Raw genomic sequence first — 19,436 nt, forward strand, 5'->3', positions numbered from 1 at the left:
CAGCGCCTACCGCCTCGACGGAGACGGGCGCCGGGTCGGCGTGGCGGAGCCGACCGCGTACGCCCCCGGCACGGCCGTGCTCCCGCAGGCGTCCCCCGGGTGGCCCCCGTGCCGCTGCCCGCGCTGCCGGACCAGTCACGGCCCACGCGAGCGGTAAGGGCTCCTGCGGACGTCCCGTGGACAGCACCTGCCCGCCAGGCACATCACGCCTCGTGACACTCCCGGACTCCCGCCCCGACTCCCCGGCCACGGACAGGTCGGGCAACCGGGGCGGGTTGCACCGCACAGCACGGCGACGACACCCCCGAAGGGCAGGTCCATGACCGTCACACCGGCTGACCAGGGTCACTTCATGGACCACGGAGTGTTCCCTGCGAGCGCCACCCCCGTGAGCCGTTCAGACCTCCGACACGAATCCCACCCGCCGCGCCCACTTCCTGAATCAAGTGGGTATCGTTGATTCAGGACGGAGGTGTGGGGCATGCATCTGAAGGAGATCGGCGAAAGGGTCGCGCGGGAGCGGGGCCGGGCGGGCCTGAGTCAGCGGGAGCTGGCCGTCCGTGCGGAGCTGAGCCAGCCGACACTGGCGAGGATCGAGACAGGGGAACGGGCGGCTCTGACGCTGGCCGAGCTCGACCGGATCGCGGCGGCCATGGACATCCCGCTTACGCTGCTGACCAAGGGCGATCCGGTGCGGCGGCGCATGCAGGTGGCGGCGCGGGCTTCGCACGGCAGTGAGGAGGAGCTGAGGCGGGCCGAGGGACTGGTCGGCGAAATCCTGGCGCTCGACGACCGCCTCGATCGGTTCGTACCGGACGGACACCAGGCCGGTCGTCGGCGGGCGGCCTGGCTGAAGCGAACCCTCGTGCAGATAGTCGATGCCGAGCGCGAGGGCCGGGACCTGGCGGCGGAGCTTCGTGAACGCCTCGGACTCGGGCTCGTTCCTGTTCCCGACCTTGCCGAGCTCGTGGAGTCGGCGATCGGCCTGGACACGGCCGCGCTCACGCTCCCTCAGGGCGTGTCAGGGTTCACGGCGATCGACCCCGAGCGTGACGTGACGATCTCCGTCGTCAACGCGGCTGACGTGCCCGAGCGGCAGCGCTTCTCGCTGGCACATGAGCTGGGGCATGTGCTGCTCCAGGACGGTGTGGCCGCACACCGGCTGGACGGCAGGCGGACACCGGCCGAGAAGCGGTGCGACGCCTTCGCCCGGCATCTGCTGGCCCCATCGGAGGGAGTGCGCCGCTGGATGGACTGCCTCTCCGTCACCGAACCCGGGCTCCGGGAGTGCGCCATGGCGGCCCGGCACTACGGTGTGAGCCTCCCCGTGATGTTCATCCAGTGCAAGGAGCTGGGACTGCTGACCGAAGCCGAGGCCAGGAGGATGCAGGGACCGACCGGCCGGGAGCTGGCGTGGACCTACGGCTGGGGCCCCCAGTACGTCGTGGAGTGCGAGACCGCGGCACGCGTGCGTCCGCCGCGCCGGATCATGGAGCGCGCCGTCGATGCCTATCGGGCCGGCCGCATCGGGGTGCGGGCCGTCGCGGCCCTGAGCGGCGCCGATCCGCGTACCACCGAGCGGGAACTCGACGAGGCCGGCATCCGGCCGCCCCAGGCCCCGCCGTCGGGGCGTGTCGACGTACGGGCCCTCATCGCCCGGCGCGACCAGTCCCGCCAGACCGCGAAGCCGCCCGAGGACGGACAGGAGCAGCGGTAGGCGACACCTGTGCGGGATGTCCGTGTCGTGGATCGGCGGCTGCCGGGTGACGTTGGGCGTCGAACCTCCCGGTGTCTGCTCAGAACAGTGCCAGGCCCTCGCCGCTGGTGTCCGCGACGACCGGACGGGGCTCGGTGGGAAGGCCGTCCAGACGGTCAGGGCCGGCTGCGGCGGCCACGGCGGGGGCCGTCTCGGCCAACCAGACGCGGAACCGCTCGACGGCTTCGCGGTAGGGGACCTGGGCCAGGAGGCGGTGCTCGCCGGAGGGGCAGCAGTCGACGGTGACGGTGAGCAGGCAGGAACGGGGTGTGTTCTGGCTGCCCGTCCAGGACACCCGCAGGACACCGCAGGGCGTGCGTCCGCGCGGGGCGCGGTGGGTCGGGCGCAGTGAGCGGCAGGCTGTGTGGGCGGTCCATGCGGCGAGGTGCGGCAGGGGCAGCGTGGTGCGTGCGCGGCAGCCGGGGCAGCGGTGCCAGTGACGGAGCCAGTCGTCGGTGTCGGTGTGGAAGAGGCGTGTGTAGCGGTTCGCCACGCGGATGTCGTTGCTGTACAGGTGGTCGGGGCGTTCCAGTGTGTTGCAGGACTGGCAGACGGGGGCGCGGACGTAGCCGTGTTCGTGGCAGTGGTCGAGCACGGCGGCGGGCGCGGTGCGGCAGACGGCGCACGCCCACCCGGCCACGCCGCGGGAGGTACCGGGCTTCCTGCTGAGCACCGAGTACAGCTGCCCTTTCAGCTCTCCGTTGTACGGGCGAAGTGAGGCGGCAGGGCCTTCGGGGTCCGTCGCCTGCCGACCGCCGGCGTCTCGGGCTGCCCGCCGGGGGTGGGAGGGCGGCCCGGTGACGGCTGCGCCTGCCTGGTGGGTCTGCGAGGCTTGCAGCCACTGCGCTTCGGCGTGTTCGGCCGCGTCGAGCAGCCTGACCACGGCGCGCGGCAGCCACCACGTCCGCTGCGTCCCGTCGCGGGTCCGCTCCACGAGCATCTGCCGCCAGTCGATCCCCGCCAGGTGGTACGGCCGGTCGAGGTCACGTCGTGCTGCCCGCTGCGGGCGGCCCGGCTCCCACAGTCCCCCCGCGATACGACGGCGCCAGCACAGCACCGTCTCCTCGTCGGCCTCCTGCCACGGCGCCCCGTGAAACGGACCGATGCGGACCAGGTCCTGGGGGTCCGTCCCCACCGCGTTCAGCTCGGCGGCCGCCCGGCGCACCTCGCCCACCGAGACACTCCACCGACCGCCGCTCGCCCTCACCGTCGTCACCGCACGGCCGCCCAGCAGGACGTATCCCGCCCGGGCGCGGGCGGGAGAGCGGGTGAACGCCCCGAAAGCCGTCGGCACAGCGCTGCCGGCCGTCAGATCGACCCACAGCGCGTCCGCGGCACCCAGGGTGATCAGGCCGTCCGGGCGACCGGGTACGACACGCTCTGGCATACCGACAGGCTAACGGTGCCTAGGAGTTCGGCTACCGTCCGCGTCCCTCCGGTGGGAGACCGCGGCACGCGTGACGCGGTGCCGGAGGGCTCATCGCAACTGGTCCACGTACTGGTCCGTGCCGGGCACCGTGGGGATGAACGGTGCGACGAGCTGCACGTCGCCCAGGCCCGAAGCCGCCACCGCCGTGTCCAGGTCCGCGAAGTGCTCGCCCCAGGCGTCCCGGGGATCCGTCTCCAGGAACCACAGCAGGGTCAGCCGGGTTCCGACGCCCTCGACCTGCTTGACGTACGTCATCCGGTCACCGGGCAGCGGGGTGGGCCGGAAGACGGTCACCAGGGCGGCCGGTGACCCGGTGAGGCGCCTCGGCAGGTGCCGGGCGCGCAGCCACTCCGCGAGTTCGGCGCACTGCTCCGCCGACTCGGTGTCGATCACTTCCAGGACGAGTCCGGCGTAGGGGTGGTCGAGGGCGTGGATGTCGCGGGGTCCGGCCGCTCCGTCGCGGTAGACGGTGACCTCATGGTCGTGGAACGCCGTGAAGACGTGGGTGCGGGCGTGGTGGACGCGGGCGTCGCGGTTGAGGCGCTTGTTGATGGCGACGGTCCAGCGCATGTGGTCGTCGTAGCGGCCCTCGGTGATCCAGTACGTGGAGAGGTAGCAGCCGGCGGTGACGGGCCGGGCCACGGCGGACTTCTCGGGGTGGCGCAGGAGCTGGAGGTCCCGGGTGGCGACCCAGCGGCGGCCGGCGAACATCCAGGGCATGGCCATGGCGCCCGCGTAGTAGTGGTCGTCCTCGTACCAGCGGTTGTAGGCGTACTCGTGGCCGGGATGGGGCTCGACCATGGTGATCAGGGCGTGGCCGGGGCGTACCCCGTAGGGGCCTACGGCCGCCAGGTCGGCGTAGGTGCGGCTGTGGGTCTCGTCGTCGCTCATGCGCGGTCTCCCGTTCCCTTCGCTCGCTCTTCCGTCCCTCCTCAGGGGCACCTACTCTGACGGTCCGTCAGGCGGACCGCCAGAGGCGGGGCGCGTCAAGGGGCCGGATCCTGCGGAGGGTTGCGATGTCACTGCTCACCGGGAAGACCGTCGTCGTGTCGGGAGTCGGGGCCGGGCTGGGGCACCGGGTGGCTGCGGCCGTCGTACGGGACGGAGGCCGCGCGGTGCTCGGGGCGCGGACGGAGGCGAACCTGGCGAAGACCGCGGCGGACGTCGATCCGGACGGGACACGGACGGCGTATCTGGCCACCGACATCACCGACGAGGCGCGCTGCGAGGCGCTGGCCGCGGTGGCCCGGGAGAGGTTCGGCCGGATCGACGCGGTGGTGCATGTGGCGGCCTGGGACTCGTACTTCGGCGGTGTGGAGGACGCCGACTTCACGACGTGGCAGTCGGTCATCGACGTGAACCTGCTGGGCTCGCTGCGGATGACGCGGGCGTGCCTTCCGTCGCTGCGGGAGGCGGGCGGCGGGGCGGTGGTGTTCATCGGGACGCAGTCGGCCGTCGCGGCGCCCTCGCAGGTGCGGCAGGCGGCCTACGCGGCGTCGAAGGGGGCGCTGACCAGCGTGATGTACTCGCTGGCGCGGGAACTCGGGCCGCACCGGATCCGGGTCAACACCGTGCTGCCGGGGTGGATGTGGGGGCCGCCGGTGGAGGCGTACGTGCGGTTCACCGCGCACACGGAGGGGGTACCGGAAGCGGAGGTGCTGCGGCGCCTCACGGACCGGGCCGCGCTGCCGGAACTGGCGACGGACGGGGACGTGGCGGACGCGGCGGTGTTCCTCTGCTCGGACCGGGCGCGGGCGATCACGGGCCAGTCGCTGCTCGTCAACGCGGGGGAGCTGATGCGGTGAGCCCACGTCGGCGGGGATGTGTTCCAGCCACCCGGCGACGTTCATATATATAAATCAAGGTCAGCAAGGCGAACGAATTTGCCTGCTCTTGACCTTCCGCTTCCTTGTCGTGTCCACGCGACCGAACCCACGATGAGCGGGCACTTCGCGTCCTGCCGCGCTCATCTGCGCCCTCGTCCCTCATCTGCGAAGTGCCAGCCAGCTGAGTGGAGTTCACAAGGCGGACCCTGGAAGGGGGCACATGAACGGTCTCGACTGGGCCGTCCTGGTCGCGTACTTCGGCGTGATGACGGCGATCGGTGTCTGGTCCCACAAGCGCGTCGACGACGTCAGCGACTTCTTCACCGCGGGCGGCAAGATGCCGTGGTGGCTGTCGGGCATCTCCCACCACATGTCGGGCTACAGCGCGGTGATGTTCACCGGGTACGCCGGCATCGCGTACACGTACGGCGTGACCTCGTACGTCACCTGGGCGCTGCCCATCGCGATCGGCGTGGCCATCGGCTCGCGGGCGTTCGCGCCCCGCCTGAACCGGCTGCGCTCACGGCTGCACGTGGCCTCGCCCCTGGAATATCTGAAGGACCGCTACAACGTACCGACGCAGCAGGCACTCGCCTGGTCCGGCATCCTGCTGAAGATCGTGGACGTGGGCGCCAAGTGGGCCGCGATCGCGACCCTGTTGAGCGTGTTCACGGGAGTGACCCTCACCCAGGGCATCCTCATCACCGGGAGCATCACGGCGGTCTACTGCACGATCGGCGGTCTGTGGGCCGACGCGCTGACCGAACTGGGCCAGTTCGTGATCCAGTTGCTCGCGGGCCTGACCATGCTGGTGATCGCGCTGCACAAGATCTCCCAGCAGGGCGGTCTGTCGAAGGCGCTGGACTCCCCGAAACTCGACGGCCACGGCAACGGTTTCGCGGGCCCGTACCTCACCGTGTTCTTCATCGCGTACCTGTTCATCAAGCTGTTCGAGTACAACGGCGGCATGTGGAACCAGGCGCAGCGCTACATGGCGACGGGCAGCGCGCAGAAGGCCACCCGTTCGGCGATGCTGTCCGCCGGCCTGTGGTTCGTCTGGCCGGTGATCCTCTTCATCCCCATGTGGCTGTCGCCGCTGCTGGTCACCGCGCAGAAGCCGGACGGCTCCGACGCCTACGGCCTGATGACCGAACAGCTCCTCCCCCACGGCCTGCTGGGCCTGGTGGTGGTCGGCTTCTTCTCCCACACGATGGCGATGTGCTCGTCCGACGCCAACGCCATCGCCGCCGTGTTCACCCGTGACGTGGCGCCGGTGCTGTCGCGGGCGGCGCGGGCCTGGGACACCCGGGCCGGTCTGATCGCCGGACGCGTCACGACCGTCGCCTTCCTCGGCTTCTCGATGGCGGTGGCGACACAGGTCAACTCCCCCACGTTCAAGGACATCATCACCGTCGTCATCAAGTGGGTGGCGGGGCTCATGGGGCCCATCGCGATCCCGTTCATCCTGGGCCTGCTGCGCCCGTTCCGCCGCTCGGGTCCGACGGCGGCGCTCACCAGCTGGGCGTGCGGCCTGCTGGCCTTCTTCCTCGTCAACTACCACCTGGACTTCTCACAGCGCACTGATGTGAAGCTGGAGTACCAGGTGGCGCTGCCGATGGTGATCTCGCTGGTCCTCTACACCCTGATCGGCCTGATCCGCCCGGAGGACACCCCGGAGCGCCTGGCCGTGCTCGAGAAGATCAACACGGACGACGACGGAGCGGCCGCCGCCGTACCGGAGCACAACGGCACCCGGGCGGGGGCGGCCTCACTGGATTAGCCCCGGGCGCCGGGACGCGTGATCGCCGGGGTCGGAGCGACGGTCGGCTGACCAGGTGTGCCGCCTGGTCAGCCGACGCGGAGGTCTCTCAGCCGCGGCAGGGGCGCGGCGGCCGGGACGTCACCGTGGCGTCGCCTACGACCGCGTCACCAGGACGCGGTCGACGACCGGCCCGCAAGCGCTGCCGAGGGTGGTGCTGGCGAACGCCAGTGTCGTGGACCGGCCGACGGCCGCGAAGGGCACCTGCCGGTAGACGTAGCCCATGTTCGTGCGGGACTTGCCGGTGGTGTCGAAGGTGAAGTCCTGGAAGTCCTGCCCGTCGATGAGCACCTTGCCCGTCTTCACCACCGGCGCGCAGTCCGTGTTGCCGGCCAGCGCGTACGTCACCATGTAGCTCTTGCCCGGAACCGTGGCGAAGGTCTGCGAGACCGCCCCCGCGTTGTTCCCGTTGAGGTCCAGGGACTGGGCGCCCTGGGCGGCCTGCCAGAAGCCGGCCCCGATCAGGTCCACGGAGCCGCTCAGGACGCGCCACGGGCCGAAGGACTGACCGGCCGCGAACTCCCGGAAGGTGTTCGGTGCCACTCTGGGCAACTCGAAACCGCCGTCCCGGAGACGGTTGGGCGCCGCGGCGGGCGCGGCGGCCGTCCTGGCGTTCGTGTTTCCGTGGGCCGGAGCCGCGACCACCGCCGCGGTGCCGGCGCCGGCCAGCACGACGGACGCCACGGCAGCAGCGACACCCAATCGGATAATCTGCATGATTTTCCCCTCCTGGACGGTCACATTCGGTACCGATCCGCTCGCCATAACGGTAGATGCCGATAAATGAAGGGGAAATGGCGCAAACGGCAGTCTATGAGTTCGAATGATAGACATTTCCGGTGAATATCGCGCCGACAGGATTAGGACGCGGTCCGGTGTTCCGTGTCCGGCAGGAACACGAACGTCCCGGCTAGCCCCTGGGATACCGGGCGAGCCAGCCCGGGGCCGCACCGGCCGGGTTGTGGAGGGCCGGGCCCTGGGTCATCTCCATCGCGAAGTCGTCGGCGAGTTCCAGGATCGTGGGGCGGCCCTCCAGCTCGGCCAGCCAGGCCGGCGGAAGGGCCGTCTCGCCGTACAGGGCACCGAGCAGCCCGCCGGTGAGGGCGCCGACCACGCCGGAGGGCCCGCCCTGGTTCACGGCGAGGCAGAGCCCGTGCCGCATGTCCTCCCCGACCAGCGCGCAGTACACCGCGGCCGACAGCGCCCCTTCCGCCGTGCCCTCCCCGCTCAGCGCCTCGACCCGGGCGGGCGTGGGCATGCCCTGCCGCACCGCCCCGAGCGCGTACTGGAGTGCCTCGGAGACGGGCTGGTGCCCGGGCCGTACGGCGAGCAGGGCGAGGGTGCGCTGCACGGCGCCGTCGAGTCCGTCGCCGCGGGCGAGGGAGTGCACGATGACGGCGTACGCGCCCGCCGCCAGGTAGCCGACGGGGTGCCCATGGCTCTGCACGGCGCACTCGGCGGCCAGTTGCACGACGAGCTGCGGCTCCCAGCCCACCAGCAGCCCGAACGGCGCCGACCTGGCCGCCGCCTCCGGCCCCGCCCCGGCCGGGTCCTTCGGGTTCTCGAAGGTGCCCATCTTCTCGTCGCCGAAGCCGAGGAGGAGGGCGCGGGTGGGACCGCGGCGGACGTACAGCCATTCCTCCCTGGCCAGCCAGCCGTCCCCGGCGCGGCGTTCGTCGGGGCCCCAGTCGCGCTGGGTGACGGCCCAGCGGAGGTACGCCCGGTGCAGATCGGTCGGCGGATGCCAGGCGCCGGTGTCGCGGCGGACCTGGGCGCGTATCAGCCCGTCGACGGTGAAGAGGGCGAGCTGCGTGAGGTGCGTGACGGCGCCGCGCCGGCCGTGGGCGGGGGCGAGGTCGACGATCCCGTCGACGCCGAACGCCTCGCGGATCTGCGGTACCCCGAGCCGGTCGACGGGTGCGCCGAGCGCGTCACCGACGGCGGCGCCGAGGAGGGTGCCGCGCACCCGGCTGCGGAAGTCCTGCTGCTCGGCGCGCCCCCAGACGGCACCGGCTGTCGCACCCACCCTGGCCTCCTGACGCCACCACCCTCACGCCACGTCTTTTCCGTCCCCCAGCACTGTAAACGACCGTGAACGACCGTTTCAGGGACCGATTCGATATGCGTGATGCACCCGGAAAAGGGCGGAAGCGGCCATGGGCGACCGCAAGTAATCCCTTTTGGTCACCGGTCCACGGACGTTACTTGACGACCGTCACCTTCGTGGTCGCCGTGCCGAAGGTCCACAGGGCCGTGCCGTCGGGCTTGTGCATGCGGATGCCGCTGGTCTGCTTGCCGGCGGCCGCGGGGGGCGGGGACGAGCCGTCGACCGCGTTGGAGAAGGCGACCGAGAGGCCGGACTTCGCCGCGAAGTACATGATGTGCTCGATCTGCACACCGTCGGAGCCCGTCGTGGCCTCCACCCGGTTCGATATGGAGTAGGTGCCCGGGTCCGGGTCGACCGTTCCCGGCCAGACGGTGAACGTGCGCGTCGCCTTGTCGCTCGCGTCGATCAGCCACACCCGCTTCTGGCCCAGCGCGTAGACGATCCGGCGGCCGGTGCCGGACGCGGCCGGGACCGCCGGGGCCTCGGCCGGTTTCGGGGTCGCCGACGGGTGGGCGCTCGCCGTGGCGGAGGCGCTGGGGCGGGCGTCCGATGCCGACGCCGTGGGGTGCGGCCCGTGGTTGGCCTGAACGGCCAGGACGACCACCGCGGCCGTGGCCCCCGCGGTCAGCCCGCTGACCCAGGCCCACGAGGGAATAGGCACGGGAACGTATCTCCTCCGCGAGTCAAGCCCCCTCATACAAGTGGGGTCGGATCATCGTACTGGGCGCGCGGGGGCTCTCAGTCCAGCACCGGCAGCAGGGCCGGTAGGTGGCCGTCCGAGGACCGGGCCGCGCGCCGTCGTTCCTCGGGGACCTCGGCGTAGAGGGTGGTGCGGGGGCGGGTCGGGCGGGAGATCGAGTCGGCGATGGCGATCAGGTCGCGGACGGATTTGTACGAGCCGTACGAGGAGCCCGCCATCCTCGAGATCGTCTCCTCCATCAGGGTGCCGCCTACGTCGTTGGCGCCGGAGCGGAGCATCTCCGCGGCACCCTCCACGCCCAGTTTGACCCAGCTGGTCTGGATGTTGGGGATGTGGGGGTGGAGGAGGAGGCGGGACATCGCCGTGACCGCGCGGTTGTCGCGGGAGGTCGGGCCGGGACGGGAGATGCCGGCCAGGTAGACCGGGGCGTTGGTGTGGATGAAGGGGAGGGTGACGAACTCCGTGAAGCCGCCGGTCTGCTGCTGGATGCGGGCGAGGAGGCGAAGGTGGGCCAGCCAGTGGCGGGGCTGGTCGACGTGGCCGTACATCATCGTCGAGCTGGAGCGGATGCCCAGTTCGTGCGCCGTGGTGATCACCTCGACCCAGGTGGAGGTGGGGAGTTTGCCCTTGGTGAGGATCCAGCGGACCTCGTCGTCCAGGATCTCCGCCGCCGTGCCGGGGATGGTGTCCAGGCCCGCCTCCTTGGCCCGCGTCAGCCAGTCGCGGACGGACAGGCCGGTGCGGGCGGCGCCGTTCACCACCTCCATCGGGGAGAACGCGTGCACGTGCATCCCGGGGACGCGCTCCTTCACCGCCCGCGCGATGTCGAAGTACGCGGTGCCGGGCAGGTCGGGGTGGATGCCGCCCTGCATGCAGACCTCCACCGCGCCGACGTCCCAGGCCTGTTGGGCGCGCTCCGCGACCTGTTCCAGGGAGAGCGTGTACGCGTCCGCGTCCGTGCGGCGCTGGGCGAAGGCGCAGAAACGGCAGCCGGTGTAGCAGACGTTGGTGAAGTTGATGTTGCGGGTGACGATGTAGGTGACGGTGTCGCCGACCGCCGACCTGCGGACGTCGTCGGCGATGCGGCAGAGGGCGTCGAGGGCCGGACCGTCCGCGTGCAGCAGGGCCAGCGCCTGGGCGTCGGTGAGTCTCGTCGGGTCGTCGGCCGCCGTGGTCAGGGCGTGGCGCACGTCCGCGTCCACGCGCTCCGGTGCCATGCCGGGCGCCGCCGCCTCGCGCAGGGCGTCCCAGTCGCCGTAGACCTCGTCGAAGTCGGCGCGGCGGTCGGTGGTGCGGCCCGTGGTGTCGATGGTGGTGTGGAGGTCGGTGCGGCCGGTCGCCGCCGTCGTCGTGAAGGACTCCTCCGGTTCCTGCCAGGGCAGGCCCGCCGGGAGGACGTCCGGGCGGGCCAGGCCCGACTCCGGGTCCGCCAGGGCCGTCACGTGCGGCAGCAGCCTCGGGTCCAGCCAGGGCTCACCACGGCGTACGAACTCCGGGTACACGCAGAGCCGTTCGCGCAGTGCGAAGCCCTCGGCCGCGGAGTGGGCGGCCAGTTCGTCGATCCGGGGCCACGGGCGTTCCGGGTTGACGTGGTCGATGGTCAGCGGGGACACCCCGCCCCAGTCGTCGATGCCGGCGCGGATCAGCCGGCCGTACTCGGCGTCGACCAGGTTGGGGGGTGCCTGGAGGCAGGCGGCGGGGCCCATGATGTGCCGGGCCACGGCCACCGTGGCGACCAGGTCGTCGAGTTCGGCGTCCGGCATCCCGTGCATCGCCGTGCCGGGCTTGGCGCGGAAGTTCTGGATGATCAGTTCCTGGATGCCGTGGTGCGCGCGGGCGACACGGCGCAGCGCGAACAGGGACTCGGCGCGCTCGTCGTACGTCTCGCCGATGCCGATCAGGATGCCGGAGGTGAAGGGCACGGAGGAGCGGCCCGCGTCCTCCAGTACGCGCAGCCGTACGGCGGGTTCCTTGTCCGGGGAGCCGTGGTGCGGGCCGCCGGGCTCGGACCACAGACGGGTCGCGGTCGTCTCCAGCATCATGCCCATGGAGGGGGCGACCGGCTTGAGGCGCTGGAAGTCGGTCCAGGTCAGGACGCCCGGGTTGAGGTGGGGCAGCAGGCCGGTCTCCTCCAGGATGCGGACCGAGACGGCGCGGACGTACGCGATCGTGTCGTCGTAGCCGTGCGCGTCGAGCCACTCGCGCGCCTCCGGCCAGCGGTCCTCGGGCTTGTCGCCGAGGGTGATCAGGGCTTCCTTGCAGCCGAGGGCGGCACCCTTGCGGGCGATGTCCAGCACCTCGTCCGGCGACATGAACATGCCGTGCCCGTCGCGGCGCAGCCTGCCGGGGACGGTGACGAAGGTGCAGTAGTGGCACTTGTCGCGGCAGAGGCGGGTGAGGGGGATGAAGACGCTCTTCGAGTACGTGATGACGCCGGGGCGGCCCGCCGCCGCGAGGCCCGCGTCGCGCACGCGGGCGGCGGAGGCGGCGAGGTCCTCCAGGTCCGCGCCGCGCGCCTGGAGCAGCACGGCGGCCTCGGAGACGTCGAGGGCGACGCCGTCCCGGGCTCGTTTGAGGGCGCGACGCATGGAGTTCTCGGTGGGGCCGGTTCCGGGGGTCGCGGAAGTCGTCATTCCCTGAGCATACGTTCGAGGTGATCGGCACAGACCGGCACGGAGGCACCGAATGGGTCACTCGCTGCCCTCTACACCCTTCTCTCCCGGAACGGCCGCCCCGGCGCGGTCCCCGGCGCGGTCCGCGTCGGCCGGTCGGCGTGTCGCCTGCCGCGGCTGCCCGGGGTCCGCGACCGTGCGTGCCGTCGCCCGCCACTCGGTGACGACCCGGTGGACGTCGGCCTGGACGTCCCGTTCGGCGGCGTCGGACACGGCGTCGACGAGGTCGGCCATGAACTGCCGTGTCTCCTCCTCCGACAGGTGCCGGCTCCACGGGAACACGGCGGACAGCAGCTCAGGGGACGAGACCATCGGTGTCGGCATCACCCCACGTTACTGCCGAACGGGGTCCCCGGTCGGCCGGTCCGGCTCGCCGGACGCTTTCGCACCCCGAGGCGTCCGGATGCCGCAAGCCCCGGATTCCCCTCAGGTGTACGGCAGTTCATGCTGCGGCGGCAGAGTTGCGGCCATCACTCACAACCCTCGGGGAGCGGCAGCATGGGCGAGGACGAGCACGGGCACGGCACGCTCGGCAGGCGCGGTCTGTTCGTGACGGGCGCCGCCGCCGCGCTTACGTTGGGAAGTGTCAGCTTCGCGGGCGGGGCGCGGGCCTCCGGCGACGGACAGGCGACGGAAACCGGAAACGGAAGCGGGACCGCGACGGGAAGGGAGCCGGGGATGCGGACGGAGACGGAGACGCGGACGGTGCGCGGCACCCTTCCTCCCGGGGCACCCGACTTCGTGTACGTCCCCGTCGAAGTGCCGTCCGGGGTACGGGAGATCAGGGTCGCCTACACCTACGCCAAGCCGCCCGTGCCCGCCGGGACCCCCGGCAACGCCCTGGACATCGGGATCTTCGACGAGCGCGGTACGGAACTGGGCGGGAAGGGGTTCCGGGGGTGGTCCGGCGGGGCGCGGGCCGAGTTCTTCGTCCGGGCCGACGACGCCACGCCCGGCTATCTCCCCGGGCCGGTCGGACAGGGCACCTGGCACATCGCCCTCGGCCCCTACACCGTCGCCCCGCAGGGACTCGACTACGAGATCACCGTCACCCTCGCCTACGGGGAGCCCGGTACGGTCACGCCCCCCGTGTATCCGCCCGAGCGGGCCAGGGGGCGCGGACGGGACTGGTACCGGGGCGACTGCCATCTGCACTCCTGGTACTCCGACGGCCGCCGCACCCCCGCCGAGATCGCCGCCCTCGCGCGCGGCGCCGGGCTGGACTTCATCAACTCCTCCGACCACAACACCCATTCCTCCCACGCCCACTGGGCCGACGCCGCCGGGGACGATCTGCTGGTCATGCTCGGCGAGGAGGTCACCACCCGCAACGGTCACGTCGTCGCCCTGGGCACCGAGCCCGGCACCTTCGTCGACTGGCGCTACCGTGCCCGCGACAACCGCTTCGGGCGCTTCGCCCGCCGGATCCGCGCCGCCGGCGGTCTCGTCGTACCGGCCCATCCGCACGCCACCTGCATCGGCTGCTCCTGGAAGTTCGGGTTCGGCGACGCGGACGCCGTGGAGGTGTGGAACGGGCCGTGGACGCCCGACGACGAGGTGGCGCTGGCCGCCTGGGACGCGCGGCTCGTCGCCTCCGTCGACGAGAGGCGGGCGTGGCTGCCCGCGATGGGCGGCAGCGACGCGCACCGCGCCCCGGACGCCGTCGGGCTGCCCCAGACCGTCGTCCTCGCCGAGGAGCTCTCCCGGGAGGCCGTCCAGGCGGGGATCCGGGCCGGTCGCTGCTACGTCGCCGAGTCGAAGACCGTCTCCGTCGCCTTCACCGCCGCCGGCGGGCGCGGGCTGCGGGCCGGGATCGGGGAGCGGCTCGAGGTGGGGGCCGACACCCCGGTGACGTTGCGGGTCGAGGCGTCCGGGGCGCCGCGGTGCAGCATCCGGCTCGTCACCGACCAGGGCGTCCTCGTCACCGGCGATCCGCTGCCCGTCGCCGGGTCCGGGGTGCTGGAGTGGCACACCACCCCGTCCTACGCCGCCTACGTGCGCGCCGAGCTGCGGCACGAGACGGCCGCGGGGCCGGTGCCGGGGACGATGGCCGCGTTCACCAATCCGGTCTTCCTCGGACATCGCTGACCGGCTCCGGTACCGGCGACGGGCCAGGGCACGGGTGACCCGTCCGGGCGCCGATGACCGGCGTCACCCGGGAGCCGTTGCCTCCGGCCCCGGTGCGCAGGAGGCTGGAGGCATGGCCCCCTTCGCCGACGTCAAGCACCGCGCCGTCACCACCCTCCAGCGGCACGTCATCAATCCGCTGACGCGGCGCATGCCCCTCCAGACCCTGCTGGAGACCACCGGCCGCACGTCCGGGCTGCCGCGCCGGACGCCGGTCGGCGGGCAGCTCGTCGGGGACACGTTCTGGCTGGTCTCGGAGTTCGGGGAGCGGTCGCAGTACGTCAAGAACATCCGCGCCGACCCGAACGTACGGATCCGGGTCCACGGGCACTGGCACAGCGGGACCGCGCACCCGCTGCCGGACGACGACCCGCGCGAGCGGCTGCGCAGTCTGCCCCGCGGCAACAGCGCCACCGTCCGGGCGATGGGCGCGGAGCTGCTGACCGTCCGGGTGGATCTCGTCCGCGCGCCCCACCCGGACGTCCCGGGATCAGCCCGGCCAGACGAGTGACTGGACCTCGCTGTAGGCGTGCAGGGCGTACGACCCCACGTCCCGGCCCACCCCGCTCCGTCTGAACCCCCCGAACGGCGCCTCCATGTTGCGGCCGACGGTGTTGATCCCGACGCCGCCCGCCCGCAGCCGCCGGGCCACCCGGAACGCCCTCGCCACGTCACCGGACCACACGTAGTCGATCAGGCCGTACTCCGAGTCGTTGGCGAGGGTCACCGCCTCCTCCTCGTCGTCGACCGGGATCACCACGACCACCGGGCCGAAGATCTCCTCCCGGGCGACCCGCATGTCGTTGGTGCAGTCGGCGAGCAGGGCCGGGGCGACGTAGAACCCCTTCTCGTACGGAGGCCGTTCACCGCCCGCGACGACCACCGCGCCTTCCTTGCGGCCCAGTTCGACGTACGACTCGACCCGGTCGCGGTGTGCCGCCGAGATCAGCGGGCCGACGACCGTGTCCCTGGCCCTGGGGTCGCCCACCGTCAGCCGCCGCACGTACGCCGCCAGGCCCTCCACCAGCCGGTCGTACACGGCCCGCGCGGCCAGGACCCGGGTCGGCGCGGTGCAGATCTGGCCGCTGTAGAACGAGAACGTCGTGCCGATCCCCGCCACCGCCGAGGCGAGGTCCGCGTCGTCGAGGACGAGCGCCGCGCCCTTGCCGCCCAGCTCCATCAGCTGGCGTTTCATGTCCCGGCCGCACACCTCGGCGATCCGCCGGCCGACCGCCGTGGAACCGGTGAAGCTCACCATGTCCACGTCCGGTGACGCCACCACGGCCTCGCCGACCGCCGTCGCGCGCCCCGAGACGACGTTCACCACGCCGCGCGGGACGCCCGCCGCCTCCAGCGCCTCCGCCATCCGGTAGACCGACAGGGGGTCCTGCGGGGCCGGTTTGACGACCACCGTGTTGCCCATCGCGAGCGCCGGGGCGACCTTGCCCGCCGGGTTGGCCCACGGGTTGTTGTACGAGGTGACGCAGGCGACCACCCCGACCGGCTGCCGTACGGCGACCGCGCCGAAGACACCGGCCCGGCCCATCGGGCCCGCCTCGTTGACCTGGGGCTCGACGGGCCACTCGGACGGTTCCACGCGGGCGTAGCGGCGGAAGCGGGCCGCCGCCACCCCCACCTGCATCCCGCGTGCCGTCGCCGTCGTCGCGCCGGTCTCCGCGACCGCCAGGTCCGTGTACGCGGCGGCCCGGTCCCGGATGATCCCGGCCGCCCGTGCCAGCACCGCGGCCCGTTCCGCCGGGCGGGTGCGCGACCAGGGGCCCAGTGCCTCGCGGGCGGCGGCGCAGGCGGCGTGCACCTGCTCCCGCGAGGCCTCCGGGGCGGGGGCGACGGGCCGCTCGGTCGCCGGGTCGACGACGTCGTAGTGCCCGCCGTCGGGTTCCACCCACTCGCCGCCGACGAACAGCCGCTGGGCGCCGGTGCCGTGGAGCCGGCCGGGGGTCACCTGGTGCTCACCGTGGCCGTGTCCCGGCCCGAGCGCAGCACCCGGCCGGGCACCGCGCCGGTGACCGTGTCGTCGCGGATCGCGGCGACGCCGTTGACCCACACCGCGCGCACCCCGAGCGCCTTGGAGTCCAGGCGGGGGCTGTCGCCGGGCAGGTCGTGCAGCAGGGTGGCCTTGCCCGCGTCGATGCGTTCGGGGTCGAAGAGGACCAGGTCGGCGTGCCAGCCCTCCTGGACGCGGCCGCGTTCGCGCAGGCCGAAGAGGCGGGCCGGGTCGTCGGTGAGCATCTTCACCGCCTGTTCCAGGCCCACCAGCCTCCGGCCGCGCAGGCAGTCGCCGAGGAAGCGGGTGGTGTACGGCGCCCCGCACATGCGGTCCAGGTGGGCGCCGGCGTCGGAGCCGCCGAGCAGGACGTCGTCGTGCTGCCAGGTCTCGGCGCGCAGTGCCCAGGACGCCGGGTCGTTGTCGGTGGGCATGGGCCACAGGACCGTGCGGAGGTCGTCGGCGGCGCAGATCTCGACCAGGCAGTGGAACGGGTCCTGGCCGCGCTCGGCCGCGATGTCACCGACGACGCGGCCGGTCAGGCCGGTGTTGGCGGCGCTGTAGGTGTCGCCGATGACGTACCGGTCGAAGGTGGCCAGCCGCCGGAAGACGCCCGCCTCCTTCGACCGGGCCCGCCGCAGCATCTCGGCGCGCACGGCGGGGTCGCGGAGCCGGCTGATCCGCTCGGGGACGGGCAGGCCGAGGATCTCGCCCCATCCGGGGATCAGGTTCAGCGCGCAGAACGTGCCGAGCGACATGTTCATCGGCGTGAGGATCGGCATGGTGAGCGCGACGACCCGGCCACCGGCCTTGCGGGCGCGCTCGCTCGCGGTCAGCTGGCGGGGGACGCGCTCGGGGACCTGGGCGTCGACGGTGAGGACGTTCCAGTTCAGCGGGCGGCCCGCGGCGGCGCTCATCTCGACGAGCAGGTCGATCTCCGCGTCGCTGAACTGGTCGAGGCAGCCGGCGACGATCGCCTCGATCTGGGTGCCCTCGTGCTCGCCCACCGCCTTTGCCAGGGCGATGAGTTCGTCGGGGAGCGCGTGGCGGGAGGCCACCGGCCGGCCGTCGCCGTCCGAGTGGGTGGTCGACTGGGTGGTGGAGAAGCCCCAGGCGCCCGCGTCCATCGCCTCGTGGAACAGGGCCAGCATCGCGTCGAGTTGGGCGGGGGTCGGCTGTCCGCCGATGGCGTCCGGGCCCATCACGTACCGCCGCAGGGCGCAATGGCCGACCATGAAGCCCGCGTTGACCGCGATGCGGCCCTCCAGGGCGTCGAGGTACTCGCCGAAGGTGTGCCAGTTCCAGGGTGCGCCCTCCTCCAGGGCGACCAGGGACATGCCCTCCACCTTGGACATCATCCGGCGCGTGTAGTCGGCGTCGGCGGGGCGGCCGGGGTGGAGGGGGGCGAGGGTGAAGCCGCAGTTCCCGGCGGCGACCGTGGTCACCCCGTGGTTGAGGGACGGGGTGGCGTACGGGTCCCAGAACAGCTGGGCGTCGTAGTGGGTGTGGGGGTCGACGAAGCCGGGGGCGAGGACCAGGCCGGTCGCGTCCTCGGCCGTACGGGACTCCCCGGTGAGGGTCCCGGCGGCGCCGACGGCGGCGATCCGGCCGTCCCGGATGCCGACGTCTCCGGGGTACCCGGGCGCGCCCGTCCCGTCGACGACGGTCGCGCCCTGGATGACGTGGTCGAGCATGGCGGCCGTCCCCTCCCTCACACCGCTTGCCTGAACCGCGTCGTCCGGTGCACGGGATCCGTGTCGATCTTCGGGATCACGTGCTCACCGATGAGGCGGATGGTCTGCAGGGTCTGTTCCTTGGGCACCCCGACCGGCAGGCCGAAGCTCAGCTGGTCCGCCCCGGCCTGCTCCCAGCGCTTGCACTGGCGCAGCACCTCGTCCGGGTCGCCGCAGATCAGCAGCTCCTCCTCGACGAGGAGTTCGACGAACTCGGGGGTGTACGCGGGCAGCGTCTCGGGCCACACCGGGAAGCCCTCGGGGCGCGGGAAGGTGTCGTGGTAGCGGAAGACGAGGGAGGGGAGGTAGTGCAGGCCGCCGTTGACGGCGATCTCGATGGCCTCGTCGTGGGTGGGCGCGCAGATCGCCGTCGTCGTCACCATCACGTTGTCGTTGACGAAGTCGCCGATCGGTTCGGCGTTCACGACCGCCGTCTTGTACTGCTCCAGCACCCACTCCATGTCGGAGACCTTCTGGATGCTGAAGCCGAGCACGCCGAGGCCCTTGCGGGCGGCCATGGCGTACGACGGGGGCGAGCCGGCCGCGTACCACATCGCGGGGTGCGACTTCCCGTACGGCTTCGGCAGGATCTTGCGCGGGGGCAGCTGCCAGTGCTTGCCCTGGAAGCCCTCGTACTCGTCCTGGAGCCACATCTTGGGGAACTCGGCGATGGTCTCTTCCCAGATCTCCTTGGTGTGGTTCATGTCGGTGATGCCGGGCAGGAAACCGAGGATCTCGTGCGAGCCGGCGCCGCGTCCGCTGCCGAACTCGAAGCGGTTGCCGGTGAGGTGGTCGAGCATGGCGACCTTCTCGGCGACCTTCACCGGGTGGTTGACCTGGGCCAGCGGGTTGAAGATGCCGGAGCCCAGGTGGATGCGGTCGGTGGCGTGGGCGAGGTAGCCGAGGAAGACGTCGTTGGCGGAGAGGTGCGAGTACTCCTCCAGGAAGTGGTGCTCGGAGGCCCAGGCGTACTTGAAGCCCGACCTGTCCGCCTGGATGACGTACTCGGTCTCCTCCATCAGCGCCTTGTGCTCGGCGAGCGGGTCGGTCTCGGCGCGCTTGCCCACGTATCCCTGTACAAAGAGCCCGAATTCCAAGGAGGTTCACCGTCCCCAGGAGTCACGGATGGCCTACGGCCCGGTGTGTCCGACGCCGTTTCTGACGGTCCATCAGATGGAGCCCGACTGTGGCACCGGCAGCATGGACCGTCAAGAGCCGTGACACCGGCGACTGCCGCGCACCGGCCCGCCCGGTGGTGCAGG

15 protein-coding genes are annotated in these 19,436 nt (G+C 72.1%); 5 read left to right on the top strand and 10 right to left on the bottom strand.

Translation table 11 applies throughout. From position 1 onward, the window contains the following. The first annotated feature begins 481 nt into the window (after window positions 1–481). The gene (locus ABZ862_RS19110) at window positions 482–1,717 is read left to right on the top strand and encodes a helix-turn-helix domain-containing protein (protein ID WP_360959490.1); all 1,236 of its coding nucleotides are present in this window, start codon (window positions 482–484) and stop codon (window positions 1,715–1,717) included. Between the two features lie 79 nt (window positions 1,718–1,796). Here ABZ862_RS19110 and ABZ862_RS19115 read toward each other — a convergent pair whose 3' ends face one another. Both ABZ862_RS19115 and ABZ862_RS19120 read right to left on the bottom strand, forming a co-directional pair. Next, complete coding sequence (locus ABZ862_RS19115; protein ID WP_360959492.1) at window positions 1,797–3,143, bottom strand: endonuclease domain-containing protein; 1,347 nt, start codon at window positions 3,141–3,143, stop codon at window positions 1,797–1,799. A 90-nt stretch (window positions 3,144–3,233) separates the two neighbouring features. After that, a complete protein-coding gene (locus ABZ862_RS19120; protein ID WP_360959494.1) occupies window positions 3,234–4,076 on the bottom strand; it encodes a hypothetical protein in 843 nt (280 codons plus the stop codon). A 125-nt stretch (window positions 4,077–4,201) separates the two neighbouring features. Between ABZ862_RS19120 and ABZ862_RS19125 the strand changes: the two genes are divergently transcribed. Both ABZ862_RS19125 and ABZ862_RS19130 read left to right on the top strand, forming a co-directional pair. After that, complete coding sequence (locus ABZ862_RS19125) at window positions 4,202–4,990, top strand: SDR family oxidoreductase (RefSeq protein WP_360959495.1); 789 nt, start codon at window positions 4,202–4,204, stop codon at window positions 4,988–4,990. 241 nt (window positions 4,991–5,231) lie between these two features. Then, a complete protein-coding gene (locus ABZ862_RS19130; protein WP_360959497.1) occupies window positions 5,232–6,791 on the top strand; it encodes a sodium:solute symporter family protein in 1,560 nt (519 codons plus the stop codon). A 135-nt stretch (window positions 6,792–6,926) separates the two neighbouring features. Here the strand turns inward: ABZ862_RS19130 and ABZ862_RS19135 are convergent, their stop codons facing one another. The 5 genes from ABZ862_RS19135 to ABZ862_RS19155 form a co-directional block, all read right to left on the bottom strand. Continuing rightward, window positions 6,927–7,547, bottom strand: a complete 621-nt coding sequence (locus tag ABZ862_RS19135) for a choice-of-anchor C family protein (RefSeq protein ID WP_360959499.1) — start codon at window positions 7,545–7,547, stop codon at window positions 6,927–6,929. 193 nt (window positions 7,548–7,740) lie between these two features. Continuing rightward, on the bottom strand, window positions 7,741–8,856 hold the full coding sequence (locus tag ABZ862_RS19140) for an ADP-ribosylglycohydrolase family protein (RefSeq protein WP_360959501.1): 1,116 nt from the start codon (window positions 8,854–8,856) through the stop codon (window positions 7,741–7,743). 175 nt (window positions 8,857–9,031) lie between these two features. Further along, a complete protein-coding gene (locus ABZ862_RS19145) occupies window positions 9,032–9,634 on the bottom strand; it encodes a hypothetical protein (RefSeq protein WP_360959503.1) in 603 nt (200 codons plus the stop codon). Between the two features lie 41 nt (window positions 9,635–9,675). Further along, window positions 9,676–12,270, bottom strand: a complete 2,595-nt coding sequence (locus tag ABZ862_RS19150) for a bifunctional FO biosynthesis protein CofGH (protein WP_360959505.1) — start codon at window positions 12,268–12,270, stop codon at window positions 9,676–9,678. Window positions 12,271–12,327: 57 nt separating this feature from the next. Beyond that, window positions 12,328–12,633: a DUF6247 family protein gene (locus ABZ862_RS19155; RefSeq protein WP_360959507.1), complete on the bottom strand. Its 306-nt coding sequence runs from the start codon at window positions 12,631–12,633 to the stop codon at window positions 12,328–12,330. Window positions 12,634–12,807: 174 nt separating this feature from the next. Between ABZ862_RS19155 and ABZ862_RS19160 the strand changes: the two genes are divergently transcribed. Both ABZ862_RS19160 and ABZ862_RS19165 read left to right on the top strand, forming a co-directional pair. After that, entirely contained in the window at window positions 12,808–14,397 is a 1,590-nt protein-coding gene (locus ABZ862_RS19160) for a CehA/McbA family metallohydrolase (RefSeq protein WP_360959509.1), read from the top strand. Window positions 14,398–14,509: 112 nt separating this feature from the next. Continuing rightward, on the top strand, window positions 14,510–14,947 hold the full coding sequence (locus ABZ862_RS19165; protein WP_360959511.1) for a nitroreductase/quinone reductase family protein: 438 nt from the start codon (window positions 14,510–14,512) through the stop codon (window positions 14,945–14,947). Here ABZ862_RS19165 and ABZ862_RS19170 read toward each other — a convergent pair. The 3 genes from ABZ862_RS19170 to ABZ862_RS19180 are packed head-to-tail and all read right to left on the bottom strand — an operon-like array spanning window position 14,927 to window position 19,271. After that, complete coding sequence (locus tag ABZ862_RS19170) at window positions 14,927–16,399, bottom strand: aldehyde dehydrogenase family protein (RefSeq protein ID WP_360959513.1); 1,473 nt, start codon at window positions 16,397–16,399, stop codon at window positions 14,927–14,929. The genes ABZ862_RS19165 and ABZ862_RS19170 overlap by 21 nt on opposite strands. Next, on the bottom strand, window positions 16,396–18,135 hold the full coding sequence (locus ABZ862_RS19175; RefSeq protein ID WP_360959515.1) for a D-aminoacylase: 1,740 nt from the start codon (window positions 18,133–18,135) through the stop codon (window positions 16,396–16,398). The genes ABZ862_RS19170 and ABZ862_RS19175 overlap by 4 nt, the downstream gene beginning before the upstream one ends. Before the next feature lie 17 nt (window positions 18,136–18,152). Then, the gene (locus ABZ862_RS19180; RefSeq protein WP_360959517.1) at window positions 18,153–19,271 is read right to left on the bottom strand and encodes an LLM class flavin-dependent oxidoreductase; all 1,119 of its coding nucleotides are present in this window, start codon (window positions 19,269–19,271) and stop codon (window positions 18,153–18,155) included. Window positions 19,272–19,436: the final 165 nt, after the last annotated feature.

It is taken from the genome of Streptomyces sp. NPDC047000, from assembly GCF_040644295.1.
Taxonomy (GTDB): Bacteria; Actinomycetota; Actinomycetes; order Streptomycetales; family Streptomycetaceae; genus Streptomyces.